At 45.4% G+C, this 25,409-nt stretch carries 24 protein-coding genes; 11 read left to right on the forward strand and 13 right to left on the reverse strand.

The genetic code is table 11. The annotated features are described in order from the left end of the window. Positions 1–108: 108 nt before the first annotated feature. Entirely contained in the window at positions 109–657 is a 549-nt protein-coding gene (locus tag NIASO_RS02225; RefSeq protein ID WP_008583868.1) for a YciE/YciF ferroxidase family protein, read from the reverse strand. A gap of 138 nt (positions 658–795) precedes the next feature. Between NIASO_RS02225 and NIASO_RS02230 the strand changes: the two genes are divergently transcribed. Both NIASO_RS02230 and NIASO_RS02235 read left to right on the forward strand, forming a co-directional pair. Continuing rightward, positions 796–1,266, forward strand: coding sequence for a low affinity iron permease family protein (locus tag NIASO_RS02230; RefSeq protein ID WP_008583867.1), 471 nt, complete (start codon positions 796–798; stop codon positions 1,264–1,266). Between the two features lie 257 nt (positions 1,267–1,523). Further along, a complete protein-coding gene (locus NIASO_RS02235; RefSeq protein ID WP_008583866.1) occupies positions 1,524–2,918 on the forward strand; it encodes an ATP-binding protein in 1,395 nt (464 codons plus the stop codon). 15 nt (positions 2,919–2,933) lie between these two features. Here NIASO_RS02235 and NIASO_RS02240 read toward each other — a convergent pair whose 3' ends face one another. Continuing rightward, a complete protein-coding gene (locus NIASO_RS02240) occupies positions 2,934–3,353 on the reverse strand; it encodes a response regulator (protein ID WP_245605213.1) in 420 nt (139 codons plus the stop codon). Positions 3,354–3,467: 114 nt separating this feature from the next. Between NIASO_RS02240 and NIASO_RS02245 the strand changes: the two genes are divergently transcribed. Beyond that, the gene (locus NIASO_RS02245; protein ID WP_008583864.1) at positions 3,468–4,850 is read left to right on the forward strand and encodes a sigma-54-dependent transcriptional regulator; all 1,383 of its coding nucleotides are present in this window, start codon (positions 3,468–3,470) and stop codon (positions 4,848–4,850) included. 8 nt (positions 4,851–4,858) lie between these two features. Here the strand turns inward: NIASO_RS02245 and NIASO_RS02250 are convergent, their stop codons facing one another. The 4 genes from NIASO_RS02250 to NIASO_RS02260 form a co-directional block, all read right to left on the reverse strand. Continuing rightward, on the reverse strand, positions 4,859–5,428 hold the full coding sequence (locus NIASO_RS02250) for a DUF4142 domain-containing protein (protein ID WP_008583863.1): 570 nt from the start codon (positions 5,426–5,428) through the stop codon (positions 4,859–4,861). 145 nt (positions 5,429–5,573) lie between these two features. After that, complete coding sequence (locus NIASO_RS02255) at positions 5,574–6,035, reverse strand: PA2169 family four-helix-bundle protein (protein WP_008583862.1); 462 nt, start codon at positions 6,033–6,035, stop codon at positions 5,574–5,576. Positions 6,036–6,050: 15 nt separating this feature from the next. Beyond that, positions 6,051–6,200, reverse strand: a complete 150-nt coding sequence (locus tag NIASO_RS20285; RefSeq protein WP_008583861.1) for an AP2/ERF family transcription factor — start codon at positions 6,198–6,200, stop codon at positions 6,051–6,053. A gap of 25 nt (positions 6,201–6,225) precedes the next feature. Further along, a complete protein-coding gene (locus NIASO_RS02260; protein ID WP_008583860.1) occupies positions 6,226–6,729 on the reverse strand; it encodes a hypothetical protein in 504 nt (167 codons plus the stop codon). Between the two features lie 165 nt (positions 6,730–6,894). On the opposite strand from NIASO_RS02260, the gene NIASO_RS02265 reads away from it, so the two are divergent. The 4 genes from NIASO_RS02265 to NIASO_RS02280 all read left to right on the forward strand — a co-directional run bounded on the left by NIASO_RS02265 (position 6,895) and on the right by NIASO_RS02280 (position 12,346). Continuing rightward, positions 6,895–7,149 (forward strand): hypothetical protein, encoded by a 255-nt coding sequence (locus NIASO_RS02265; RefSeq protein ID WP_008583859.1) that lies wholly within the window; start codon positions 6,895–6,897, stop codon positions 7,147–7,149. A gap of 9 nt (positions 7,150–7,158) precedes the next feature. Continuing rightward, positions 7,159–7,608: a PA2169 family four-helix-bundle protein gene (locus tag NIASO_RS02270; RefSeq protein WP_008583858.1), complete on the forward strand. Its 450-nt coding sequence runs from the start codon at positions 7,159–7,161 to the stop codon at positions 7,606–7,608. Between the two features lie 71 nt (positions 7,609–7,679). Continuing rightward, complete coding sequence (locus NIASO_RS02275) at positions 7,680–9,881, forward strand: glycoside hydrolase family 95 protein (RefSeq protein ID WP_008583857.1); 2,202 nt, start codon at positions 7,680–7,682, stop codon at positions 9,879–9,881. 194 nt (positions 9,882–10,075) lie between these two features. Continuing rightward, a complete protein-coding gene (locus tag NIASO_RS02280) occupies positions 10,076–12,346 on the forward strand; it encodes a cation:proton antiporter domain-containing protein (RefSeq protein WP_008583856.1) in 2,271 nt (756 codons plus the stop codon). Positions 12,347–12,370: 24 nt separating this feature from the next. Here the strand turns inward: NIASO_RS02280 and NIASO_RS02285 are convergent, their stop codons facing one another. From NIASO_RS02285 to NIASO_RS02295, 3 genes are all read right to left on the reverse strand, one after another. After that, complete coding sequence (locus NIASO_RS02285; protein ID WP_008583855.1) at positions 12,371–12,997, reverse strand: SprT-like domain-containing protein; 627 nt, start codon at positions 12,995–12,997, stop codon at positions 12,371–12,373. Between the two features lie 367 nt (positions 12,998–13,364). Beyond that, entirely contained in the window at positions 13,365–13,787 is a 423-nt protein-coding gene (locus NIASO_RS02290) for a hypothetical protein (RefSeq protein ID WP_008583854.1), read from the reverse strand. After that, positions 13,780–13,992: an AtpZ/AtpI family protein gene (locus NIASO_RS02295; RefSeq protein ID WP_044046406.1), complete on the reverse strand. Its 213-nt coding sequence runs from the start codon at positions 13,990–13,992 to the stop codon at positions 13,780–13,782. The genes NIASO_RS02290 and NIASO_RS02295 overlap by 8 nt, the downstream gene beginning before the upstream one ends. 191 nt (positions 13,993–14,183) lie before the next feature. Here NIASO_RS02295 and NIASO_RS02300 point away from each other — a divergent pair, with 191 nt between their 5' ends. The 3 genes from NIASO_RS02300 (at position 14,184) to NIASO_RS02310 (ending at position 19,988) form a co-directional block, all read left to right on the forward strand. Then, the gene (locus NIASO_RS02300; RefSeq protein WP_008583852.1) at positions 14,184–16,220 is read left to right on the forward strand and encodes a glycoside hydrolase family 2 protein; all 2,037 of its coding nucleotides are present in this window, start codon (positions 14,184–14,186) and stop codon (positions 16,218–16,220) included. A 125-nt stretch (positions 16,221–16,345) separates the two neighbouring features. Next, positions 16,346–17,842, forward strand: coding sequence for an alpha-L-fucosidase (locus NIASO_RS02305; RefSeq protein ID WP_008583851.1), 1,497 nt, complete (start codon positions 16,346–16,348; stop codon positions 17,840–17,842). Positions 17,843–18,374: 532 nt separating this feature from the next. Next, positions 18,375–19,988, forward strand: coding sequence for a beta-N-acetylhexosaminidase (locus NIASO_RS02310; RefSeq protein WP_008583850.1), 1,614 nt, complete (start codon positions 18,375–18,377; stop codon positions 19,986–19,988). A 92-nt stretch (positions 19,989–20,080) separates the two neighbouring features. Here the strand turns inward: NIASO_RS02310 and NIASO_RS02315 are convergent, their stop codons facing one another. The 4 genes from NIASO_RS02315 to NIASO_RS02330 form a co-directional block, all read right to left on the reverse strand. Next, on the reverse strand, positions 20,081–20,752 hold the full coding sequence (locus tag NIASO_RS02315; RefSeq protein WP_025298636.1) for a DUF1345 domain-containing protein: 672 nt from the start codon (positions 20,750–20,752) through the stop codon (positions 20,081–20,083). Positions 20,753–21,043: 291 nt separating this feature from the next. After that, complete coding sequence (locus tag NIASO_RS02320) at positions 21,044–22,276, reverse strand: MFS transporter (RefSeq protein WP_008583848.1); 1,233 nt, start codon at positions 22,274–22,276, stop codon at positions 21,044–21,046. Positions 22,277–22,289: 13 nt separating this feature from the next. Further along, a complete protein-coding gene (aroQ, locus tag NIASO_RS02325) occupies positions 22,290–22,715 on the reverse strand; it encodes a type II 3-dehydroquinate dehydratase (protein WP_025298637.1) in 426 nt (141 codons plus the stop codon). 85 nt (positions 22,716–22,800) lie between these two features. Then, positions 22,801–23,310: an acyl-CoA thioesterase gene (locus tag NIASO_RS02330; protein ID WP_008583844.1), complete on the reverse strand. Its 510-nt coding sequence runs from the start codon at positions 23,308–23,310 to the stop codon at positions 22,801–22,803. Positions 23,311–23,423: 113 nt separating this feature from the next. On the opposite strand from NIASO_RS02330, the gene NIASO_RS02335 reads away from it, so the two are divergent. After that, positions 23,424–24,656: a proline dehydrogenase family protein gene (locus tag NIASO_RS02335; protein WP_008583842.1), complete on the forward strand. Its 1,233-nt coding sequence runs from the start codon at positions 23,424–23,426 to the stop codon at positions 24,654–24,656. Positions 24,657–25,409 lie beyond the last annotated feature (753 nt).

Raw genomic sequence — 25,409 nt, forward strand, 5'->3', positions numbered from 1 at the left:
AGTATTTCCCCGTTTGACGCTGCTACCCTAAAAGGAAGCGCCTGCCCCTAACGGGCAGGCGGTTTCCTCATTTTGATGTATATGACCCATGCTTTCCCTTCGGCGATTTTATTCAGCCATTGCCTGTTCATTTACAAAATTTTCCGCTATTTCCGTCAGGGCAGTGTCCGTCTCCTTTTCATTATCCAGTGTCTGCTGCAATAGTTTCGCAACTTCTGTATGTTCCATTTGTTCCGCAAAAGCCCGCAGCGTGCCATAGGTGGCTATTTCATAGTGCTCTATTTTTTGCGCCGCCAGAATAAGCCCTGCATCGCGCGTAGCGGTTTCGCTTTCCGTATCAGACATAATTTCATTTGCTTCTTCCACCAGCCCTTCCATTGCTTCGCATTTTTTGGCTACCGCTTTTTCATCCAGCAGGGAAAAGACCTTTTCGAGCGTGGCTGCATGCTCCTCTGTTTCGTGCGTATGCTTTTCAAATGCCGCTGCCAGATCCTCGCTGTGACTGGCTTTTTGCATTCTGGGAAGCGCCTTTATCAAATGTTTTTCTGCCCAGTAAATATCTTTTAACTCGTCAACGAAAAACCGGTGAAACTCACTGCTTTTCATTTCCGGGGACAGATGGTTTGTTGTAGATTTTCCTGATTTGTTTGTTGTCATAACTTTAATTTTTTTGTATCGGTTTAGAAATAGTTAAAGCTCAATAGTGTTTTTTTTTTGAACATTGCTTCCATATTGTCTTCAAAAAAATCAGGCCAAAAAACAGGAAGTTGGCTATAAATTTGTTTTAAAAATAGTATGAAAAAAAATCGGGTTGGCGTTTTTGAAAGGGTTGCGACAAAAATTACGTACTGGACCGGGAGCTTTACTGCATTTGGATTAGCGGTGGCGCTGGTACTGTTGTGGCTGATAACCGGACCGCTTTTTCATTATTCAAATACCTGGCAGCTAGTGATCAATACCGGCACTACCATTATTACTTTTTTGATGGTATTCCTGATTCAGAAAAGCCAAAACAAAGATTCAAAGGCCATTCAGCTTAAATTAAATGAATTGATCGCTTCCAGCCAACTCGCCAGCAACCGCATGGTTGATATTGAGGGACTGAGTGAAGAAGAGCTGGAAATATTGCACAGGTTTTATAAATTATTATCAGACAAAACAAAAGAAGCCCGCAATATTCATGATTCGCATTCTATTGATGCGGCTACCCGGTTGCATAATGAAAAAGAAGTTGCTGAAAAGATGAAAGGCCAACCGGAAATTTAATCCGGCCAATTTTCGCTATTCTTATGCCGTTCCCTTCCGGATGGCAGAAGGCCGTTCGTTAAAAGTTGCAAAGGTTGCCGGTTGGCACGCAAAAGTGATATGTTAAAATGGAGCCGGATGCCCCGGCGAAAATCTGAATGGCACAGATATCGGTTGTCAAAAATATTCGTATCTTGAAAGTCCTTTTAAATCATTTCGGGGGAGGCCTTTACGACGGCCTGCTGAATTATTGGTTACTTATATAACTTTTACCGTCGATGATGCTATCATTAAATAAGATCCGGTTGGGTTATGCGCTTTCCTCTTTGTTGCTATTGGTTTCTTACGTCCTCATTTTTTATACCAACCGCCGGTTGCAGCAGGAAAAGGATTGGGTGGTTACCAATTATACATTAATCAATAAACTGGGCGATATAAAAATGGCGATGAGTGAGGCCGAATCGAATGTGCGGGGTTATGTTATCAACAGATCGCCCCAGTTTGTGACCGGTTTTGATAAAGCCCGCTCCAATATTACGCTACTGCATACCCAGGTGAAAAAGCTTATTGGAAAGGATGCGGCCCAATTGGTCAATGAAGATCAGTTGCGGTTGATGACGAACACAAGTCTGTCGGAACTTTCTGCAACACTCGATTTATTCCGGGCCCGGCCGGAGTCATTAAAAGCATCCACCATTCAACCGGCCAACCTGGAACTTTCAGATAATATAAATGCGTTGATCCGGAAAATGATCGGGAATGAGCAGTTGCTGATGCAAAAACGAATGTTAAAGCTGAATCATTTTTATTCCAGCACGGAAGCCATGACGATACTATCGCTGTTTATGGCCCTGATTGCTGTATTGTACGCAGTTATTACGTTTAACAGTCAGTATAAACAAAAAAAGAGAGCTAATAAAATTGCGGATCTATATAGGATTACGCTGGAGGGTAATGTGAAGGAGTTAAGCGAAAAGAATGTGGAGCTTAACGAATTAAAAGGAGTGGAAAAATTAGCTTCGATCGGCCGGGTGTCAAGGGTGATGGCGCATGAGGTGCGTAACCCCTTAACCAACATTGCACTGGCAGCCGAACAATTGCGGGATGTTCCCGGTTTTGCAAAAGAGGAAGAGGCCGAACTGCTGATCAATATTATCAACAGGAATTCGGCCCGTATCAGCCAGATGGTGGCTGATCTTTTGAATGCAACGAAATTTATGGAGCTCGACAGGCAAAAAGAAAATATTAACCAGTTGCTGGACGAAAGTCTTTTAATGGCGAGAGACCGGTTATTGCTCCGGAAAATACAGGTTATAAAAAATTATTCAACGGATTTGTGCGATGTAATGGTTGATAAAGAACGGATTCGCCTGGCTTTTCTGAATATTATTGTAAACGCTATTGAAGCAATGGATGAAGGCGGAGGTATTCTTGAACTAACCACACTGAAGCAGGAAGACAAGTGTATCGTTGAGGTCCGGGACAATGGGAAGGGGATGGACGAGGATACGCTGCAAAATCTTTTTGAGCCTTATTTTACTTCAAAAAGTAAAGGCAACGGACTGGGGCTTACCCATACACAAAATATTATATTGAATCATAAGGGAAGCATAAAAGTACTGAGCGAGCCGGAGCGGGGCAGCCGCTTTATTATTTCGCTGAACCTTGTATAAGGCAACACATAGGTTTCAGGAAGTGCGTTGTAGAAGTGTTTGATCAATCATCTTTAATATGGTTTCCTTTGTAAAAGGCTTGCCAATAAAATCATCGGCGCCGTTGTTCAACGCCATTTTCCGGTCGTAACTGGTGTCGTAAGCCGTCATCATTACAACGGTAACGGCGGTTATTTCTTTTAACAAAGATATACATTGAAATCCCAGCCCATCGGGCAGCCGGTTATCAAGGAAAACCAGGAAAGTGTCCGGGTTTGCTTCCAATACCTGTAACCCTTCCTCAATCGATCCCGCAAACAGGGCTTCTATACCTCGCTGTTTCAGTATGTTACGTAAAAGATAATACATATCACTTTCATCGTCAATGACCAACGTTTTTAACGGACGAGTAGGAGACGGAGATGCAGAATTGTATTCGAAAAAACTACTTTTCACTGTGAAAAAACGGGCAATTATATTGCCAAAACAGAGAGGCAGATGCGGAATATTTTATGTGACTAAAAGCCGGCACGATTTGAGCAGTACAATGGGTAAGAAAAACCTCAATATATGCCCCAAAAATTGCTCATAATCGACGACGATGCTGATCTATGTCAACTGTTGTCCCGTTATCTTAAAAAAAATGGCTACCAGGTAGAAACCGCTTATTCCGGCAATAAGGGAGTAGCCCGGTATAAAGCTGAAAATTTTGACGCCGTTATTGCCGATTACCGGCTGGGCGATATGGATGGAACTGCATTGGTTAAAGAACTGAAACAATTAAATGCTAATGCTGCTATTTTAATTATTACGGGTTATTCAGACATCCGGCCGGCGATTGAAGTAACCCGGCTGGGCGCGTTTGATTATATTCCTAAACCGCTCGTTCCTGAAGAGGTGTTAAAACTGCTTAAAAAAATGACAGATCCTGATTTTGCAACAGGGCAGGCCGCCCGGAATGTGCAAACCGATACCGCCTCTTTTTTACAGCAATATTATGTAGGTAAGTCAAAGACCGTCCAGGATGTATACCATCAGGTATCGGTAGTAGCCCCCACAAACTACAGTGTTATTTTATATGGAGAGAGCGGCACAGGTAAAGAGGTTATAGCGCGAACCATACATCATAGCAGTACCCGGTCCGATCAACCTTTTGTGGCCCTGGATTGTGGAACGCTTTCGCGGGAACTGGCGGCCAGCGAGCTTTTCGGTCATGTAAAAGGCGCTTTTACCGGGGCGCTGCAGGACAAGGAAGGTCATTTTGAAATGGCAAACGGGGGTACGCTTTTCCTGGATGAAATAGGGAACCTGACGCCCGATATCCAGGCGATCCTGTTGCGCATCATCCAGGAGCGGAAATTTAAACGCGTGGGTGGAACTAAAGAAATTTCCATTGATATCCGGATCATTGTAGCATCAAATGAGAACCTGAAAGCTGCCTGCAGCAATGGTAAATTCCGGGAAGACCTGTTTCACCGCCTTAACGAATTTGCTATCCACCTTCCGGCGTTGCGCCACCGCAAGGACGACATTGGCCCCCTTGCCGAATTTTTTCTAAAAAAATCCTGCGAAGAAAGTGCAAAAACGATCACGGGATTTTCCGAAGCGGCTTTTGCTGCCTTTCTGCGTTACGATTGGCCGGGCAACCTCAGGGAATTGCGGAACGCCGTTCGCCGGGCTGTATTATTAACGGAAGATAATGGAACCGTAAATGAAGAAGCACTGTTAATTGAGGGGGCTGATCCAAAGGAAATAACTGACAACCCCGCGGAGAACGGGCAGCAGCCCGATTCCGAGAAAGACCTTTTAAAAGAAGTTGCGGGACGTGCGGAATATAACGCTATCATGACTGTTTTAAAGAAAGTGAACTTCAATAAGAAAAAGGCTGCCGAAGTACTGAACATCGACCGGAAGACCCTGTATAATAAGTTGAAATTATTTTCAGGGAACTAAGGAGCCTTTTATTTCCAATATTTTGCCTTTATGCTTTTAGCCGAATCCAGGTGCTCCTGCAAATGAGGCAGCGTCTTATCGGCAAACGCCTTTATGTCCGGGTCCTGCGCGTATTTGACCGCATCTTCAAATCGCTTAACCGCATCTTTGTGACCATCGATCACTTCGTTAATATAATCTTTGTCAAATGTGCTTCCCTGCCGGGTAGATAATTTGTTCATTGTCTTTTGATCATCAGACATGGGCGGGATGGTGATATTCTTTTTTCCTGCCAGCTCTTTTACAGATTCATTGAGCTGTTGGTGCTCCTGAGCTAACATTTTTGCAAAACTTTTTACAGTGGGTATCGTAGCCTTTTGTTCGGCCAGCGTTGCCAGATCCGCTTCGCGGAGCTCGTTGTCTGCGGCTCTTACCAGGAAGGCGGCGCTCATGCTGTCGACTGTAACGGTAAGATTGTTAGCAGCGCTGTCCTGCTTAACATTGTTGGCGGAGTCCGCTTCGGCTACCGGGGTCTTAGGCTGCTGATTACAGGACCAAAAAAATATAGTTGTCAAAAGGAATATGCTTACTGTTTTCATTTTTTATATTTTAGAATTAGCTAATGGATATAACATCTATCAATAGCTAAAAAAATGATGCCGGTTTGGGTTCTGTTTATCCCGGGGTTTGCATTCGCTGATACGGAGCATTTAATTCCTTTTAGCGGGGTATTATTTCCACACATCAACCGGATGAAGCGTTTCTTAACGCTCTTATCTGGTGCTCCGATTCGGTGAGGGTAGCTTCCTGTGCGATCAGGAGGTTAGAAAGTTCGTCTGGTAGCCCGGGCTCATTTAAAGCCTCTTTATAGGCATTGCGTGCGGCGCTCTCCACTTTTTCGGCAACTTCAAGGACCGTTCTTTTGTCGGTAATACCGGTGAATATTGTTTTAACGTCCAGCCATAAGCGGTACAATTTTCCTGCGCCGGTAGTGCCGGTAGTGGCTTCGCCTCCAAGGAAATCGACCAGCCGTGCAAGGTCGGTATTATGGTCATGGCTGATAATTATCATTTTGCCAAAAATAGATTTCAGGTAATTATCCTGCTCTTCTTTTAGTTCAGCCACTGCCTTTTCATAACCTGCAATGCGGTCGTTATTGATCCGTATCAGGTCATTTAACAAATCAATAAAGTTATGATAAACCATGACGCTGTTTTTATCCTAATGGTGCTTAAAATAATGGATCTCCCTTTCGTGATTTTTGGCCGCCTCCAGTGTGTCGAAAGTGCCCAGGTTCCTGCGCTTGTTTGTTTTCTTGTCCGGCATTCGGGAGTATAAGCGGTACTTGCCGGATTTTAATTTTCGGATCATTGTTTATTTTTTTATTAAAGAAAGATTACATCGCTGTCTGCTGCATTTTCCTGCTGCGCGCAGCTTTTTTTGCGGCCATTGATCTGCCGGTTGTTCCTTTTGTTCTTGCCGCTTTTTTTGCTGCGGCAGTACGTGCTGCAGCGGTTCTTTTTTGTGCCGCTGTTTTCGCCTGGCGCGATAAGGCTTCATGAGATACTGTGGTGGTAGGTTCTTTTTGCAGCGCCTTTTCCCTGGCGGCTGACCGGGTGCGTGAAACAGGCTCATGCGCCTGCCCTTTTTTATAGGCACTTTCCGCGCTTTTCCTTGTTTTTTCAGAGACCGTACCTTTCTTTGGCGGTTTTAAGTCAACACCGGCCCTCCGGGCTTGTGATAATCCAATGGCAATAGCCTGTTTGGCAGAGCGTGCGCCATGTTTCCCTTTTCTGATTTTTTCTATCTCTTCCTGAACGAATGCGCCGGCCTGGGTAGAGGGGGCTTCCCCTTTTCTTTTAGCGGCGGCTGCTTTTTTAATGGTACTTTTTAAAGGCATAAAAAATGTTTTTGTTACTGATAAGGAGCACAAGAAATAAGCCGAAAAAGAAAGATCTTACGGATGGGTACGTCCGGCCGTCGGAATTTTAACGAATAACCTGCGATACGGGCGGGGCGGCAGCCAGGTTTGGCCTGATCTTGGCATCCTTAGTAAATAAAAGCTATGGAAGATAGTAATAACATATTCACAATAGCGGTTACCATTAACGGCAAGAGCCAGCAGGTAGAAGTAGTTACGGCCGAAACGACGGATGGCGTTGCATTTTATAAATGTAATATAGCCAGTGAAGAAATAACCCAGGTACGAAAAGATACCGATCGCTGGAAACAATTATGGGGGTCGTTAACTGAAATGGAAATTGAAAGTATTGGCGCCGCTATTGACGCTTATTTCGAAAAAAATAAGATCACCTCATAAATGACTTTTATGTCTTATACACTTGATGGTGAAATATTGAACGACCTGTTGCTTATTAATAATGACCGCATCGCCGGCTATAACAGGGCTATTGACGAATTAGAAGATGCGGAAGATGCCGGACTGAAAAATTTATTCCAGCACTATATCGATAACAGTAACATTTTTATTACAGAGCTAACGGATGAATTAAAAGCATCGGAACAGCCCGTTGCTACTGGTACAACCGGCAGCGGCAAAATTTATAAAGCCTGGATGGAGATCAAGGCTTTCTTTACGGGTAATGACCGGCAAACAATCCTGAACAGTTGCGAAGCCATTGAAGATGCCGCCAAGAAAGCCTACGAAACTGCATTGAATCAACCCGGCTTATTGCCTGAAACGTTTTTACTTATCGAAAGACAAAGCAACCATTTGGTGAAGGCGCACGATCAGATAAAAAAACTCAGGGACGCATAAAAGAAGCGGTTATTTATGGGGGAAATTGCCTGTTAATTGTTGGCGGGTTATCTTTAGAAAAATTTAGATACATGCGCCTGAAAAAAATGATTGCTTTTATTGGTTTGTTATGGAGTTGTGGTCCGGTTTTATCACAGGAGCATCCTTCCATCTGGTTTGCCAAACCCGGGTTGAAATGGGATGCCGAAGGATTGCCTATCGGCAACGGGCGCCTGGGCGCGATGATGATGGGAGGCGTGGCAAACGACACGATCCAGTTTAACGAGCAAAGCCTTTGGAGCGGCGATAACAACTGGGACGGCGCCTATGAAACCGGCGACCATGGCTTTGGAAGTTACCGGAATTTCGGTGCACTGGTGGTTAATTTCGATGGAGACAAAAGCAGCTCCGGTTACAGGAGGGGGCTGAACCTTACCGATGGGATCTACACGGCATCCCTTACAATTAATAAAACGCAATACAAACGTGAAGCTTTTGCCAGCCATCCGGACCAGGTGATGGTATTCCGGTACACGGCTCAAAATGGACGTTTGTCCGGGCGCATAAGCCTTCACTCCGCGCAGGGCGCCAGCGCGCGGGCAACCGGCAACAGCCTGCAGTTTGCGGGCACGATGCCCAACCAATTACAGTATGCAGCAAAAATGCTGCTGCAGCAGGAAGGGGGAACGGTTACGACGCTCGACAGTCAGTTGGTTTTTACCGGGTGCAAAACGCTTACCCTTTATTTGGATGCCCGTACGAATTACAAGCCTGATTATACTGCCGATTGGCGGGGTGCTGCCCCCCGGCCCGTTATAGAAAAAGAACTGGCGGCGGCGCTGCGGAAAACCTATGAGCAATTGCGTGCGGCACATATAAAAGATTTTACAGCACTGGCGGCGGCGGCACACATTGATGTAGGTACCACGCCTGTTGCTTTGCGGGCATTGCCCACCGATCTGCGCCTGCAAAAATATGCAGCCGGCGGCGCTGATCCGGATCTGGAAGAAACTGTATTCCAGTTTGGCCGTTACCTGCTGATCAGCTCCTCACGGCCCGGTGGATTGCCGGCGAATTTGCAGGGGCTCTGGAATAACAGTAACACACCTCCCTGGGCCAGCGATTATCATAATAATATCAACATCCAAATGAATTATTGGGCTGCCGAAAACACCAATTTGTCTGCCTGCCATATACCCCTTATCGATTATATTGTGGCCCAGGCGGAACCCTGCCGCATCGCTACCCGCAAGGCTTTTGGCGCTGCTACCCGTGGGTGGACGGCCCGCACGAGTCAGAGTATTTTTGGCGGCAACGGGTGGGAATGGAATATTCCTGCAAGCGCCTGGTATGCCCATCATGTATTTGAGCATTGGGCTTTTACCAAAGACAGGGATTATCTTAAAAAAACGGCATACCCTGTTTTAAAAGAGATCTGTAATTTTTGGGAAGACCGGCTAAAGCAATTGCCCGACGGAAGCCTGGTAGTGCCCAATGGCTGGTCGCCGGAGCATGGCCCGCGCGAAGATGGGGTGATGCACGATCAGCAACTGGTGTGGGACCTGTTTCAGAATTACCTGGATGCGGCTAAGGCGCTGAACACCGACCCCGCATACCAGTTAAAAGTAGCAGACATGCAGCGGCGCCTGGCGCCCAATAAGATCGGCAAATGGGGACAGTTACAGGAATGGCAGGAAGACCGGGATGATCCCAATGACCAGCACCGGCACACTTCTCATTTGTTTGCTGTATACCCGGGCCGGCAGATCAGCCTCACCCAGACGCCGGAACTGGCAAAAGCGGCCATTATTTCTTTGCGCAGCCGCAGCGGCAATTATGGGAAAAACATTGATAAGCCTTTCACTGTGGCTTCAACAATAGGCGATAGCCGCCGCTCCTGGACCTGGCCCTGGCGTTGTGCGCTATGGGCGCGGCTGGGTGAAGGAGAGAAGGCGGGAATGATGGTACGCGGATTGCTTACCTATAACATGCTGCCCAACCTGTTGGCAACCCATCCGCCCCTGCAGTTGGATGGTAATTTCGGCATCAGCGGGGCTATTCCGGAGATGCTGTTACAAAGTCATGCCGGCGAAATAAGCCTGTTGCCGGCGATCCCGGAAAGCTGGAAGCAGGCCGGTTCATTTAATGGCCTGCGGGCCCGCGGTGGATTTACGGTAAGTTGTAGCTGGAAAGCCGGCCGGGTGACCGGCTATCATATTGTTTCAAAAACGCGCCAAAAAGTATGGGTGCGTGTGAACGGAGAGCGGAAAGAAATAGTTTCGGAGCAATTATAAAAGATCAGACGGGCGCTGCTACCCGTTTAATAATGTATTTTTTCGAAAAGCTGGCTGCACTGCGGAAGGGACTTGACTTGTGGTGTAATTAATATAAATTCGTGGAGGGATCACCAATATTGTTTTTTTAACCGGTTTTCTTTTTAAAGAAATAGTTATATTCCCGACCTTCTCAGGAACCTAATAAAAAATATATGGGGCACTTGCCAAAATTAATAGAAGACCTGGCTTTGATCCTTATTGCAGGAGCATTGGTAACCCTGCTTTTCCGTAAAATAAAACAACCCCTCGTGTTGGGTTATATAATTGCCGGTTTCCTGGTGAGCCCGCATTTTATATTTACCCCCAATGTTGTAGACCAGGAGAACGTAAAAACCCTTGCGGACATCGGCGTTATTTTCCTGTTATTTAGCCTGGGGCTGGAATTTAGTTTTAAAAAACTGGTGCGGGTAGGCGGCACTGCTTCGATCACAGCATTTACCGAAATTATTTTTATAACGGTAGCGGGATACTGCACCGGCAAACTGATGGGGTGGAACACAATGGACAGTATGTTTCTCGGCGGTATGCTGGCCAGTTCTTCCACTACTATTATTTTAAGAGCGTTTGATGAACTGGGCGTAAAGACAAAACAGTTTGCCCGTATCGTATTTGGCGTACTGATCGTGGAAGATATTGTGGTGATCCTGTTAATGGTATTGCTGTCTACCATAGCCGTTACCAAGAATTTTGAAGGAACACAAATTCTTTTTACTGTATTGAAATTATTGTTTTTCCTGGGAATGTGGTTTATAGTAGGTATTTTTTTATTGCCCACTTTTTTGCGGGTAGCGCGCAAGTTGCTTGACGAGGAAACCCTGCTGATATTGGCGCTGGGCCTGTGTTTGGGAATGGTGGTGTTGGCAACCCAGGTCGGCTTTTCAGCAGAACTGGGTGCTTTTGTAATGGGCTCGATCATGGCGGAAACAACATTGGCGGAGAAAGTGGAGCACCAGATCAAACCGGTAAAAGATCTTTTCGGAGCTGTTTTTTTTGTTTCGGTAGGCATGATGATCGACCCCAAGGCCATAGCTGCGTATGGGGTACCCATCCTGATCGTTACCCTGCTGACGGTATTGGGGAAACTGATCAGTACTACCATTGGCGCGCTGATTTCCGGACAGCCTTTAAAACAGTCGGTACAGGTAGGTATGAGCATGGCCCAGATCGGGGAGTTTGCTTTTATCGTGGCTACCCTGGGGCTTTCCCTGGGAGTTATTTCGGAGTTCCTTTTTCCAATAGCAGTAGGCGCGTCTGCTCTTACAACCTTCAGTACGCCTTACCTGATCAAGTTTTCGGAACCTTTTTATAACCGCCTTGCAAAATTGCTGCCGGTGAAATGGGTGCAGAAATTGAATCGTTATGCAACCAGCACCCAGCAGATACAGGCCGAGAGCGACTGGAAGATCGTTTTAAAAACCTACCTGCGCATCATTGTTACCAATACCATTATCCTGATCGCCTTATTATTGCTCTGCAAAAACTTTTTACTTCCTTTTGTTGCAGCGCGCGTGGAGAACGGGCAGTTGCGAAACAGCATTATACTGGTATTTGCCCTGGCTATTGCCGCTCCGTTTTTCTGGGCCTTTATGGCCGGGAAGCCCAAAAGCCAGGCCTACAAAGAATTATGGGTAGATAAAAAATATAACAAGGGCCCCCTGCTGATCGTGGAAATGCTGCGGCTGACATTAGGGATCTTGTTTATTGCCTTTTATGTAAACCTCCTGGTGCCGGCTCGCATCGCGCTTTTTGCCGGGATCCCGATCACCATTCTTGTGATTGTTATTTTTTCAAGCCGGATACAGCGGTTTTACCAGCGCATGGAAAGACGATTTATGCGGAATTTAAATGAGCGGGAACTGGTGGCTGCTGAAGCCACTACAGTGGAAGATACACTGCAATCAAAGAACAGGGAAATGGGGTCTAACATGGAGACCTGGGATGCCCATATTGTTGAAATGGAAGTAAACCCGCAGGCCACGGCGATTGGCGTGGCGTTAAAAAACCTGAGGTGGCGGGAACAGTTTGGGATCAACATCGTTTATATCAGGCGTGGGGAAAAAATAATTCATACCCCGGGAAGGGATAACCGCTTATTGCCTTTTGACCGTGTGGGCATCCTGGCAACCGATGAACAGGTTGCTGCCTTTAAACCGGTGTTTGATGCAAAAGAAGTGATGGGAGAGGAACTGACCAATATCACGGATATTGTGCTGCAAAAAGTGCTGGTAGATGAGCACACGCAGCTAAGAGGGTTTACGATCCATAACTCCGGCATCAGGGAAAAAACAAATGGATTGGTAGTGGGTATCGAAAAAGAAAAGGAACGGATATTGAACCCCGAATCTTCAACGGTGCTCGAGTGGGGCGATATCGTTTGGGTGGTAGGAGACCGGAAAAAACTACAGCGACTGATTGTCGACTAAGGGTAAGACCTTTATTTTACATTTTTATATTTCCTTCGGCGCATATACTTCGTGTATGGGGCTGAACAGGTACAGTTTGCCTGTTTTCATTTCGGTACATTCAAACCGCTTGGTGCGCTTTTTCCCTTTTTTAAAAACGCGACCGTCCGGTAAGGCAAACAAGGTTCCCTGGGGCAGTTCTTCCACCAGGTAATAATGTTTTTTATGCGCGTCGTAACGGTACAAAACCCGTTGCAATCCTTCCTCCGAACAACTGGAGGCTCCAGGATTATGGAGGGAGCGCTGCAGCTCCGCTTCAATATCCTTCGGGAAGATCTTTTTTTCGATGAACTGGGCCAGCAGTTGCCCGTAATTGTTTTTCCACTCGCGACCATGTGATGCCACGCGCCTTCCGTGCCGTTCAAAAGTAACCAGGTGGGCCAGCTCGTGCAATAAGGTTATCAGGAATGCATACCGGTTCAGGTTGCCATTTACACTGATCCGGTGATGTTGCGTATCGATTTTATGCCGGTAATCGCCCAGGACGGAGGTCCGGCTTTTGGCAATAGTAAGATGCACCTTATATTGATTGAGATATGCCAGCACCGGCTCAAAAGTAGCATCCGGCAGATAATCGGCCAGTTGCCCCATAGGGACTTGTTTCTTAGGCATAGATTCGACCTTTGTTTCTTTTATTCGCCTTTATGCGAAATTTTTTAGCGAAGCTAACTATAAAGCTAAACATTGTGCAATTGGGGATAAAAAGAGTTTGTTGGAATGTTTGCAATAAAACGAAGGAGTAAAAAATAAAACGCCTGAAAAAAATTAGTATTTGTTTAAATGTGTAACTTTAAGTGCCTAAAAATTAAACAATGAGAAAGGATGCCCATCTGCCAAAACATTACCCCGGTAAAAACTACCGGGAAGTTTTTTTATTAAAATGGATATTGGGGATTTTAATTGTTTTAATGCTTTTGTTGTTCATCTACGGACTAACGATATTCAGAAAATAGTGCGATAGACTACAGCCGTAAATTACTTACTCCGGCGTTTTTTGTTTGTCGTTAAAAATACGTTTGAGCGTAGTGGTTTCAATTAATGAATAGATAATATAAATGCCCAGGCAAATAAACAGTGCGGGCTTATTTATTATTCCCTGCTGGGAATAAATATAGACGAAGGCTGCAGCGCCGCACACCAGGAGCCGGATAAGAAAGCCTCCATAAAAGGCGCGTACAAAAACCTGCGGATTGGGGTTGTCAATAGCGCTGGCGGAACGATAGGTATTGAACAGGCTGATCAAAAAAAGCAGCAGGTTGCCCGTTAATACCACCGTATCGTCAATGTTGTTTTTTCTAAAAGCGTCCTTGCCAAATAAGAACAGGCAACTGATAAGAATAAATACGGCGATCATCAGACGGACCGGTTTTTTTATGGCAGCTTTGGCACTGTAATTACTCATCGGGATTTTTCTTATTCGTTTCTTTATAAAGATTGTAAAAAGCACCGCCCAAAACAGCCAGAGGTAGTACGATCAGGAAAAGCGGCGATACCTGCAGCTTTTTGTCCAGCCACAGACCTGCATACACTGAAAACAGGATCAGTGCCAGCAACTGTGCGGTAAGACCGATATATTTTAACCACGATCGGGGTGAGCCTTTTTTCAATGCATTTTTTTCGGTACGGCGCAAAGATAAAGGATTGTACAATCGTTTGCATCGATAAAATGAGCTTCAAAATAGTAAGTTTAGCCACAGGCGGTTACATTTGCAACAAGGGTTGTTTCAGCAGTAAAGGCACAGCATTTCTAAGTTTTTATTATATCAAAATGGATTGTTTCAAAGTATTGATTTTTTTTATGGCGCTACAGCTTGCGGCAGGGGCAGGCGGGGCGCAAACCAGCCGCAGGGTACTCTCCTTTAACGACGACTGGGAGTTTAAAAAAGGCCCGGGGAATTTTGGGAAGGATACCTCATACCTGAACCAGGAATGGGAAAAAATAACCGTGCCGCATACCTACAATCGCACTGATATGCAGCTCGATAAAAATTTTTATACAGGAGATGCTTTTTACAAAAAGAAATTTTTAATAGGGAATGCGTTGAAGGGCAAACGTATCTTCCTGCGTTTTGAGGGAGTGGGCTCCGTGGCTACTGTTTATATCAACGGGCGCTATCTTACAGAGCACAAGGGAAGCTTTGCCGCTTTTTCATTTGAAATAACCCACTCGGTAAAATACGGACAGGAAAATATTATCCTGGTGAAGGCGAATAATGCGCCCCGGAAAGACGTGATCCCGGTAAACAATTTTCTGTTTCCTCTGTATGGAGGTATTTATCGCCCGGTAGCAATGATTATCACCAACCCGGTAAATATTACCGTTACGGACTATGCATCGCCCGGAATTTATATCACCCAAAAAAATGTTTCGGCAAAAAGTGCAGCAGTGAACGTAAAGGCGAAGCTGGAGAACAGGGAGCGTACTATTCAGTATGTTATCATGCAAACATTAGTAAAAGATGCGGGTGGAAAAGAAGTGTTGCGCACGCGTAAGGAGATTGCCGTAAGTCCGCAGGGAACCACTTATGCGGAGCAGTCCTTTTCAATGACAAATCCTCATTTATGGAATGGTATTAAGGACCCTTATTTATATACGTTAACAACTTCATTGATACAGAACGGAAAAGAAACAGACGCAGTAACACAGCCTCTTGGCCTGCGCCATTTTGAATTAAAGGCAGGAGAGGGGATGTACCTGAACGGCGTTAAATACCCCATGCACGGTGTTACCCGGCACCAGGATCGCTGGCAATATGGCAATGCGCTCACCCACGGGCAACATGTGGAGGATATGAATATTATTAAAGAGATCGGCGCCACAACCATTCGCCTGGCCCATTACCAGCAGGCGGAAGATATGTATGCGCTCGGCGATAAAATGGGTTTTCTGATCTGGGCGGAAATTCCGTTCGTAAATACCACTTCTTTTGAAGAAACGGAAAATGCCCGCCAGCAAATGACGGAGCTGGTGCGCCAGAATATGAATCACCCATCGATATATATATGGGGATTGCACAATGAAGTGTATGCTAAAACACCCGATGAGCATGTACCGGTGCTGACGCGTGAGCTGAACGATATTGCAAAAACAAATGACCCCGATCGTTATACCGTTTCTGTTTCGGGTTATGGCGAAATGAACCGCCCCGCGAATCTTGCTGCCGACGTGCAGGGAATGAACCGCTACTACGGGTGGTATGAAGGAAAGATCGGCGATCTGGAAGGATGGGCAAAGGGGCTTGAGAAGAATTACCCCGATTATAAGGTGATGCTATCTGAATATGGAGCCGATGGTAATATGGATCAATCTTCCGAACAATTGCCCGATCCGTCAAAGATCAACCCGGTGAGCGGTCAGTTTTTCCCGGAGAATTATCAGACGGAAACCCATATACAACAGTGGGCGATTATTGAAAAACATCCATATATCCTGGCTTCTTATTTATGGAATACTTTTGAGTTTGCCGTGCCGATGTGGAACCGTGGTGGGGTGAATGCCCGTAACCTGAAGGGGCTGGTAAGCTTCGACCGCAAGAGGAAAAAAGATGCCTTCTATTGGTATAAAGCCAACTGGAACCCTGAACCAATGATCTACCTGGCCAACAGGCGTGATAGCATACGTACCCATGAGCACACTAAGGTGCAGGTGTTCTCCAATCTTGACCACGTAACGCTTACGGTTAACGGGGCAACAGTAAAAGGAACGAATGGGGTGAATAAAAGACATTGGGTCTTTGAACCGGTAATACTTAAAAAAGGCATGAATAAAATTGTAGCAACGGGGGTGTCAAATGGGAAAACACTCAGGGATGAAATGGAATGGACGTTGGAATAATGTATAATGTATGATGCCTGATGTCTGACGTTTCACGTTTATCGGTAGATGTTTGAGGAAAGCAAATGGTCAATAGTTAATGGTAATGCACTATAAACCATAAACGACAAACAATAAATAAAATAATGAAATTAAATATTTTTAAAGCCACGGTCATATTGTTTTTATGCTGTACGTTGTTGCAGGCTAAAGCGCAATCCTGGAGCGGCCCGCAGGAGAAACCCAAAGAACATAAAGAACTGAAATATGGCCCGCTGCATCATGGCAAACGGACCGATGCGGCTATGCAGCGTTTCAGAGAGTATGGTCTGGGGCAGTTTATCCACTGGGGCGTATACGCGATCGCCGGCGGCGAATGGAACGGAGTGAAAACAAACCAGGCGTCAGAATGGATCCGCGCCTGGAACGGACCTACGGCACCAAAGGATTGGAAAAATACATATGATAACCTGTACAAGCAGTTTGACCCCAAAAACTTTGACGCCAAACGATGGGCCCGCCAGGCAAAGGCGATGGGCGCGCGTTACGTGATCTTTACTACCAAGCACCATGATGGTTTTTGTATGTGGCCCAGCAAATTTTCAGACTATACCGTAAAAGAAACACCGTATAAAAAAGATATTGTAAAACAGATCGTGGATGCCTACACGGATGAAGGCATTGATGTGTACCTCTACTTTTCGATCATCGATTGGCATAATATAGATTACAGGAGCGGGGCTCCTAAAACGGACGAAGAAAAAGCATCCTACCAGCGCTTTCTCACCTATACCCGCAACCAGCTTTTTGAGTTGATGAGTAATTATCCAAAGATGAAAGGCTTTTGGTTTGACGGTACCTGGGATAAGGCCTGGATCGATTCCTATGCTTTTACTTATCAGTTGGAAAAGGATCTGCGTGCGGCGCATCCTGGCCTGATCATTGGTAGCCGCTTTCGTAATGATGAATATGGTAAACGGCATTTTGATTCAAATGGAGAACTCCTGGGTGATTATGAACAGGGATGGGAGCGCAAGTTGCCAGCCAAATATGAATGGTTGGACGGTAACGACTGGGATTGTGTAATGACGATACCTCCAAACGGTTGGGGCTATATTAAAGACTGGTCGCGGTTTTATACAAAAACATCCTACGACCTGATCGATATGCTGATGCATTCCGTTTCTATGGGTGGCAACTTTGTATTGAATTTTGGTCCGGATGGCAACGGGAATATGAGCCCGGGGGAGGATGTGCTGGCCAAACAGATCGGCAATTGGATTACCTTAAATAAAGAGGCGGTTTATGGCGTAACGCATGCGCCGCTGGAACCCTGTAACTACGGCTATTATACGCAGAAAGAAAATAATTTGTATTTAACAGTATTTAACCGGCCGGTAAATAATATGGTCCGGATCAAATTACCCAAAACAGCTACCGATGTTCCGGTTACAGCAAGCCTGTTAGTGAACGGAGCTTCTTTAAAAATGAAATTTACTGATATCGGTCTGGACCTGGACCGTAACGTATATTTTGATATTACCCTGCCGGATAATTTTGTAAGCAAAGATCCTTTTGTGATAAAGATCACTACCCGCAAAGGAAAGATCAATGCTGCCGAACTGGAAAAGGCACATATGTAAGCTGTTGGAACTACGCGCCTGCATAAAGTTCCTGGGCAAGTTGTTAATGACAGCTAAGAAAATTGTTGAAAATGAATCTTAATAAGGAACCGTCATCCGATAGTTATCGGATCCGACCGAAGTTTTACCCCAAAGCAAAACGAGGGGAGGGCTCTCAAGACCTATCGGTTCCGTCCCGAACGCTTTCACTTGTGCGTCAAAATAAGGAACACGATTCAGACGCTGTAAGCTTATAGTATTCATGACCATCTACACAACGCATCAGCTCCGTCAGGTGCTGCGTAAACACGGCGCGTCCTGCCCAAACAAATACCATTGCTATAAACACAACTGCGAATGCTTTCAGGACTGCACGCAAGGTGACGACACAAATAATAACTTGTTTGTTATTGTCTTTTGTATTGCAGATAGAGAACAGAAATCTATTATTAAAAATTGGGTTAACGCTGGCCGCGAATCTTTTTTCTGACTATCCAAAAAACGATGTATCTATGTGGTTTATTAATTAAATTCATTACTTATAAACAACGAAATGCGCTGTATTCTTTTTTTATCCCTGTTTTTATTTTCCGGGCTTATAAATTTTGCCCAGGAGCAATGTCCCCTCATCCCCAAGCCCCTGGAAGCGGTCAAAACAAATGAAGGCTTTGTTTTAAATAAGTACACCGGTCTTATTGTTGATGTCCCTGAGCTGAAGGATGCCGGCACTTATCTGCAACAGCAACTGCTACGATTAAAACAGTTGCCGGTGGGCCGCGCCAGCAGTTCAAAAAATACTATACGCCTTTCTATAAAAAAGACTTCGAAGGCAGATGAGTCCTATGAACTGATTATTGCAAAAGAAGGCATTACGGTTACCGGTAATTCATTAGCGGGTGTTACCAATGGCGTTTCCAGTCTGCTTCAGCTCATCGTTCTTCAAAAAACGGAAAACGGAGACCTGCACCTTTCCGGTTGGAAAATCAAAGACGCTCCTGCCTATGGCTGGCGTGGCTTTATGCTGGATGAATCGCGGCATTTTATGGGAAAGGAAAAAGTAAAGCAGTTGTTAGACTGGATGGCCCTGTACAAGCTGAATCGGTTTCATTGGCACCTTACCGATGAACCGGGCTGGCGTATTGAAATAAAACGCTATCCAAAGCTGGCCTTGCTGGGCGGGCTGGGCAATTATACCAACCCAACTGCTGCCGCCGCTTATTATACACAGGAAGATATTGAAGAGCTGGTGCACTATGCGGCTTTGCGGAATATTACCGTGATCCCTGAAATTGATATGCCGGGCCACGCAACGGCTGCAAACCGGGCCTATCCGCAATACAGTGGCGGCGGCAATACACAGCACCCGGATTTTACTTTTGACCCCGGGAATGAACGAACCTACGGGTACCTGACCAATATTTTACGGGAAGTGAATGTGTTGTTCCCCTCCGGAATGTTGCATTTGGGCGGTGATGAAGTAAGTTTTGGTACCGATAAATGGCTGCAAAACGAAGGCATAAAAAAGCTGATGCAACAGCATGCCATAAAAGACCTGAAAGGAGTAGAGCATTATTTTATGGAGCGAATGGCTGATTCGGTATTCAGCATGCATGCGCGCCTGCTTGCCTGGGATGAAATGGCGGATCTGAATCTGCCCAAAGATAAAACGATTATTTTCTGGTGGCGGCACGATAAACCCGGGCAATTGAAAATGGCTCTTGATAAAGGATACCGGACGGTGATCTGCCCCCGGCTGCCTTATTATTTTGATTTTGTGCAGGACAGTGCACATCGGATGGGGCGAAAGTGGGGGAAGGGATTTGCGTCGTTGCCGGATGTGTATAACTATAAGGTGACCACCGTTGTAACAGATAAAAGACAGCAGGCGCAGGTATTGGGTATACAGGCAAATTTATGGACGGAAACCGTAACCAATTTAAACCGCATGGATTATATGGTGTTTCCACGTATTGCGGCTCTGGCGGAAGCTGCCTGGACAAAAAATGAGCTGAAAAATTATGATGCATTCACCGTACGGTTAAAGGAACAACTGCCTTTATACAGGGCTGACGATATTTATTTTTACAACCCGTTTAATCCTGCAGAGATCCCTGAACCGGTCTTTTTTAGGAAAGACACCCGGAACCTGTCGGCGCAGGAGAATTGAGGCAGGAATAAAAAAGATAAAATAAGGAATAAGAAAGGCAAAAGGAACATTCCCTGAACCTGCAACCAGTAACCTGTAACCAGTTGCCGCGTTCAGTTAATCATCCCCGAAATAATATTAATGGTAAGCGCCACCAGGAACGTATTAAGCGCAAAAGAAATAAGGCCATGGTACATGGTCACATACCTTAATTTTTTAGAGGTAGTATCCACATCGGAGACCTGGAAGGTGCACCCCATACAAAGCGAGTAATAAGCAAAATCAAGATAGTTGGGTTTGTTATCTTCCGGGAAACGCAGACCGCTGCCGGCGGATCCGCCCTGGTAATAAAGATGGGCATAATGAAAAATATAAATGGTATGCACCAATAACCAGGACAAAATGATGCCGCCAATGGATACCGGCATCCACAGGAATTTGCTGAGGTTGTGCTGTCTTGCATTAACGATAATGCTCAATACCGTGCCCAGGCAGGCGAAACAGGTGATCAGGATAAAAATGAAAACAAAGGCCCGGCCTCCGTCTTCAATAGCGGCTTTTTTTACAATATATTCATGCGGTGTGGTGTAGATCACATACCAGCATATGGAAAGATAACTGATGCAAAAAAAGATCCAGCCAATCAAAATGTCCATCATCAGGGGTAATGTGAACCTGCTGGCCGCAAAGCCAATAAGGAGGCCTGCAATAGTGGAGAGAAAAAAACGGTGTATGGCACGCAACCGGTGAAGGATGGTGGCCCGGAAAGGAGGCTTATTTTGCATAATGAAATATAGGACTTCTTCAAAGGTCAGAAAAATAAACTTTAAATGAGTTCGTTTCCCGCTTTTATGTGTAAATCTATATAATCCGGGCTGACTAAAAAAGCCGCCAGTTGGGATTCTGGCAAAGAAGGCTTTTCGGATGTTGCTCCTGATATGAGTCTCCTGCATTCCGATTTATCGGAAGCTGATTATCACAGAAGAACGAGAACTAAGCTTATCTGTGCCTCGCCATCGGCAAGGATCAGCGTATTCTGCGGGCCAAAAATATTTTTTAGCCAACACCAATTACATTTAAGCCTCTTCGTAATCCAGGTCTTTATGAAAGGTTTCCGGCAAGGTTATAACGGCAGCCGTTGACACCGCCATCACAATGATAGAAGTTATAATAGCCCCGTTTACATAGCCCACACCATTCAGCGAGCGGATCTCCTTAAAGATAAAAAGCATGGCCGGCAGCAGCCCCCGCACAAAATTGGGAACGGTTGTGGCCGCCGTAGCCCGCAGGTTGGTGCCAAATTGTTCTGCTCCTACTGTTACAAAAACGGCCCAAAAACCAATACTGAACCCCATTAAAAAACACAGGGTATACATACCGGAAGCCGTTCCATTCCATTGCAGCGTAAAATAAAGAACGATGGAAATAATAGTAAACACATAAAAAATATAAAGTGCTTTTTTCCGGCTTTTGAGCCACTGGCTGATCAGGCCAATGCCCACATCGCCAATAGCTAAACCGATATAGGCATACATCACTGATTTCCCAGGGTCAATATCTTCTGCTATGCCAAACTGCTTGCCAAATTCACTGCTGAAAGTGATCAGTATCCCGATGACCAGCCAGGTGGGCAGCCCAATTAAAACACTCTTCAGGTATTTGGTAAAACGTTCCCAACTGCTAAAGAACATGAAGAAAGCGCCTTTTTTTGATGCCGTCTTGCTCATTTCGTGGTACATCCCCGATTCCAGGGCGGAGATCCGCAGCAAGAGCAACACAATACCCAGCCCGCCGCCAATAAAATAGCAGGTGCGCCAATGGAAGGCTTCTTTTATGAAGAAGGCTACCGCAGCGCCCAATACCCCAAAACCCGCCACCACAGCCGTTCCCAGCCCACGCTTGTCTTTAGGAAGCGATTCTGCCACCAGGGTGATGCCGGCGCCCAATTCTCCTGCCAGTCCAATGCCTGCAAGGAACCGCACCAGCACATATTGCGGTATTGAGTGCACAAAACCGTTGCAAATATTAGCAATAGAATAAATGAAGATCGATCCGAATAATACTTTAGCGCGTCCTTTGCGGTCGCCCAGGATGCCCCAGAGAATGCCGCCCAATAATAATCCTGCCATTTGCGCAGAAAGGATCAGTTCGCCATCGGTTTTGATCTGCTCTGCAGATAACCCCAGCTCCTTTAAACTGGGGATGCGAATGATACTAAATATCAACAGATCATAAATGTCGACAAAATAACCCAGGGCTGCAACAACTACAATCAGACTAAATATTGATGCCTGTTTGGAAGCGCTCATAGGACCGTTAATTTTATTTTTTAGAATCGATGAAATAGGTTAGGGCCAGTTCATAGCCTTTTAATCCCAGCCCGATAATACTGCCGGCTACCTTTGCGCTCACGTGCGATAAATGCCGGAAGGCTTCCCGGGCATGCACATTGCTGATATGTACTTCAATCACCGGGGTTTTTATTGCGGCAATGGCATCCCCGATGGCAACTGATGTGTGGGTATAGGCAGCGGGATTTAAAATAATACCATCATAGCCGAATCCATATTGCTGCAACGCACTCACCAGCTCTCCTTCAATATTGCTTTGAAAATAGTAGAACTGTATGGCAGTATATTTTTTTTTCAGCTCGTTAAAAAAATCCTCAAAGCTGGAACTGCCATAAATACCCGGTTCCCGCTGTCCAAGCAGGTTCAGGTTGGGGCCGTTAATGATTGCTATCTTCATAATGATTTAGTTGTAACCGGTTGCTAATATATATAAATATTGTTGCTTTTACACGTTGGGTACAACAGCAGCATTCCCAAAACAGCTATAGCTGAAACAGCGCTTTTAACTCTGCGGCATCATTGGGTTTCATTTTGCCGCCCAGTATCAATCGTAATTGCCGGCGGCGTAGAGCGCCTTCAAAAAGCCGGAGCTCGGCTTCAGTAACGGGTTCCAGCGCAGGAACGGCCGCCGGTTTGCCAAAAGGGTCGAGCCCCACAAAGGTATAATAGGCCTCATTGCTTTTATAACGATACCGGTTCACCAGGTCTTCGCCGTGCACCATCATATGCACTTCCATTGAAGAATTAAAGGCCCGGGTAACTTTTGCCTCAATATGAACCGAATTGCCAAGTTTGATCGGGTTCTCAAAAGATATATTGTCAACAGAAGCCGTAACCACCGGCAGGTTCGCATGTTTTTGAGCCGAAAGGGCGGCGGCAATATCCATCCAGTACATCAATCGCCCCCCCATAAGATTACCAAAAGTATTGGTATCGTTGGGTAACACTAATTCAGTCATCACAATTAAGCTGTCCGCAGGGTTTTTTGCCATTTTTAGAAATTTGGTGCAAAAGTAAACGGACGGAAGCAATTTAAAAAGCCTTTGCTTTTTTTAACTGTTGGAACAGGCGACACCTTACCTTTGCGGGATATTTCTTTGGTTATATGCAAGACAAAAGCGCACCCGTATCGTTTGATAACACAGAATTCGCATTTAAATACAAAACCGATAAAGAGCTCCGTAAGGCCAGGTTGCTGTTTGCCCTAATGGGCCAGCCGGCATTGGTGCAGGTGGGTACAAGGTTGACCCCCTGGGCGATAAAAAACAAGCTGCCCATAAAAGGAATGGTACGGAATACCATTTTCAAACAATTTGTTGGCGGCGAAACATTGGAAGAAACTGCAAAAGTGGCTCAAAAACTGGGGCAGTACAACGTAAAAGTAATCCTGGATTATGGCGTGGAAGGTGGGGAAGACGGCGACCGCGAATATGATCATGCGGCAGATGAGTTTATAAAAGTGATCGATTATGCGGCCACACAGCCCAATATCCCTTTTATGAGCGTAAAAGTTACGGGGTTCTCCCGTTTTTCTTTGCTGGAAAAAATTGACCGGGAAATGAATAGGGCTACCGGCACGCTGATCAAACGTTATCTGTATGTGCTGGAACAGTTAAATAAAGAAGAAAAAGAAGAATGGCACAGGGTGCGTTTACGGCTGTTGCGTATTTGCGAACGGGCTGCTGAGAAAAATGTGGGCGTGCTGATCGATGCCGAAGAAACCTGGATCCAGGATCCCGTAGATGCGTTAACGATTCTGATGTCGGATTCTTTTAATAAAACCAAAGCAGTCATTTATAATACAGTGCAATTGTACCGGCACGATCGCCTGCAGTTTTTAAAAGATTGTTATGAGGCCGCAGCGGAGCGGGGCTTTATACTGGCGGTAAAGCTGGTACGAGGTGCTTATATGGAAAAAGAACGCGCGCGCGCACAGGCCCAGGGATATCCCTCACCCATTCAGCCGGATAAACAAACTACGGATAAAGACTATGATACCGGTATAAGATTCTGCCTGGAACGACTGGATCGCATTGCATTGATCGTTGCCAGCCATAATGAAAAAAGTAATCTTGAAGCGGTAATGTTCCTTTATAAAAATAATCTTCCACTGAACCATCCGCACGTACATTTCAGTCAGCTTTATGGCATGAGCGATAACATTACCTTTAATCTCGCTACCGCCGGTTGCAGTGTAAGCAAATACCTGCCTTTCGGACCTATTGATGATGTGGTGCCTTACCTGATGCGGCGCGCGCAGGAAAATACATCTGTTAAAGGACAAACAGGGCGGGAGCTGGGACTGATCCAGACCGAGCTTAAAAGACGGAGAGGATGATTCAAAAAGCTGGCCGGGAAGATTTGCCGGTATATTTCCCGCGGACCTGCGCAGATTCTTTTCTTAGATATCCGTTGATTCCTTTTATTTTGAAGGTAACCCGCGTTATCGGCAACATCTGTACTTAAATAAGTATGCTTATAGTGAACGGGAATCAATTTTATTAAAATACTTGCGATTCTGATTGACAAATGGTATCATTACAGCGTCAATTTATAGGCCGAGCCGCTGGCTCTCCGCTTTTAGTTGCGCACCCTTAACAAGGAACTAAAGTCCCTTGTTGACCCATTAAACCGGGGCTACGCTTCTTCAACGTTCCCCGACTGGAAATTTCTACTGATTCAACACTATGTCAAATGCAACTGAAAGCCAGAGGCTTGCGTTCTTCAGCTAACTTCGGAATTTATTCCGGAGTGATGAGCCAAATATAAAGGATCGAGTATCATCGGTACGACCCATTTCGAAAGCAATCCTGGGGCCTGCAATTCCTCTCAGCTAATGAGCACGTTGCCTGCTTTGATTACGATGAAGCAGCATCGGTAAGTCCATCGTGGTAATTTTGATACCGAGATCATTATTAGAATCGTTAACCGAACGATATAACGGAAAATAAAAGAATCTGTGTAAATCCGGAAAATCTGTGAGAAAATAAAATAGTACCTGCTTTATGTAATCGATTGCATTTGTTTTAAAAAATGGTATATTCGTTTCAAATAACAGCGAATTGTTTGCAACGGCAACATCCCGGCAGTT

Origin of the sequence: Niabella soli DSM 19437 (genome assembly GCF_000243115.2) — a bacterium.
In the GTDB taxonomy this organism is placed as follows: Bacteria; Bacteroidota; Bacteroidia; order Chitinophagales; family Chitinophagaceae; genus Niabella; species Niabella soli.

Bases quoted from the DNA above. Each gene is read 5' to 3' on its own strand.
- NIASO_RS20285 (WP_008583861.1), bottom strand. From the start codon at position 6,200: ATGATCCGAAAATTAAAATCCGGCAAGTACCGCTTATACTCCCGAATG.
- NIASO_RS02290 (WP_008583854.1), bottom strand. From the start codon at position 13,787: ATGAGTAATTACAGTGCCAAAGCTGCCATAAAAAAACCGGTCCGTCTG.
- NIASO_RS02335 (WP_008583842.1), top strand. From the start codon at position 23,424: ATGCAAGACAAAAGCGCACCCGTATCGTTTGATAACACAGAATTCGCA.
- NIASO_RS02245 (WP_008583864.1), top strand. From the start codon at position 3,468: ATGCCCCAAAAATTGCTCATAATCGACGACGATGCTGATCTATGTCAA.
- NIASO_RS02285 (WP_008583855.1), bottom strand. From the start codon at position 12,997: ATGCCTAAGAAACAAGTCCCTATGGGGCAACTGGCCGATTATCTGCCG.
- NIASO_RS02225 (WP_008583868.1), bottom strand. From the start codon at position 657: ATGACAACAAACAAATCAGGAAAATCTACAACAAACCATCTGTCCCCG.
- NIASO_RS02305 (WP_008583851.1), top strand. From the start codon at position 16,346: ATGAAATTAAATATTTTTAAAGCCACGGTCATATTGTTTTTATGCTGT.
- NIASO_RS02280 (WP_008583856.1), top strand. From the start codon at position 10,076: ATGGGGCACTTGCCAAAATTAATAGAAGACCTGGCTTTGATCCTTATT.
- NIASO_RS02310 (WP_008583850.1), top strand. From the start codon at position 18,375: ATGCGCTGTATTCTTTTTTTATCCCTGTTTTTATTTTCCGGGCTTATA.
- NIASO_RS02260 (WP_008583860.1), bottom strand. From the start codon at position 6,729: ATGCCTTTAAAAAGTACCATTAAAAAAGCAGCCGCCGCTAAAAGAAAA.
- NIASO_RS02270 (WP_008583858.1), top strand. From the start codon at position 7,159: ATGTCTTATACACTTGATGGTGAAATATTGAACGACCTGTTGCTTATT.
- NIASO_RS02315 (WP_025298636.1), bottom strand. From the start codon at position 20,752: ATGCAAAATAAGCCTCCTTTCCGGGCCACCATCCTTCACCGGTTGCGT.
- aroQ (WP_025298637.1), bottom strand. From the start codon at position 22,715: ATGAAGATAGCAATCATTAACGGCCCCAACCTGAACCTGCTTGGACAG.
- NIASO_RS02320 (WP_008583848.1), bottom strand. From the start codon at position 22,276: ATGAGCGCTTCCAAACAGGCATCAATATTTAGTCTGATTGTAGTTGTT.
- NIASO_RS02275 (WP_008583857.1), top strand. From the start codon at position 7,680: ATGCGCCTGAAAAAAATGATTGCTTTTATTGGTTTGTTATGGAGTTGT.
- NIASO_RS02230 (WP_008583867.1), top strand. From the start codon at position 796: ATGAAAAAAAATCGGGTTGGCGTTTTTGAAAGGGTTGCGACAAAAATT.
- NIASO_RS02250 (WP_008583863.1), bottom strand. From the start codon at position 5,428: ATGAAAACAGTAAGCATATTCCTTTTGACAACTATATTTTTTTGGTCC.
- NIASO_RS02235 (WP_008583866.1), top strand. From the start codon at position 1,524: ATGATGCTATCATTAAATAAGATCCGGTTGGGTTATGCGCTTTCCTCT.
- NIASO_RS02300 (WP_008583852.1), top strand. From the start codon at position 14,184: ATGGCGCTACAGCTTGCGGCAGGGGCAGGCGGGGCGCAAACCAGCCGC.
- NIASO_RS02265 (WP_008583859.1), top strand. From the start codon at position 6,895: ATGGAAGATAGTAATAACATATTCACAATAGCGGTTACCATTAACGGC.
- NIASO_RS02255 (WP_008583862.1), bottom strand. From the start codon at position 6,035: ATGGTTTATCATAACTTTATTGATTTGTTAAATGACCTGATACGGATC.
- NIASO_RS02330 (WP_008583844.1), bottom strand. From the start codon at position 23,310: ATGGCAAAAAACCCTGCGGACAGCTTAATTGTGATGACTGAATTAGTG.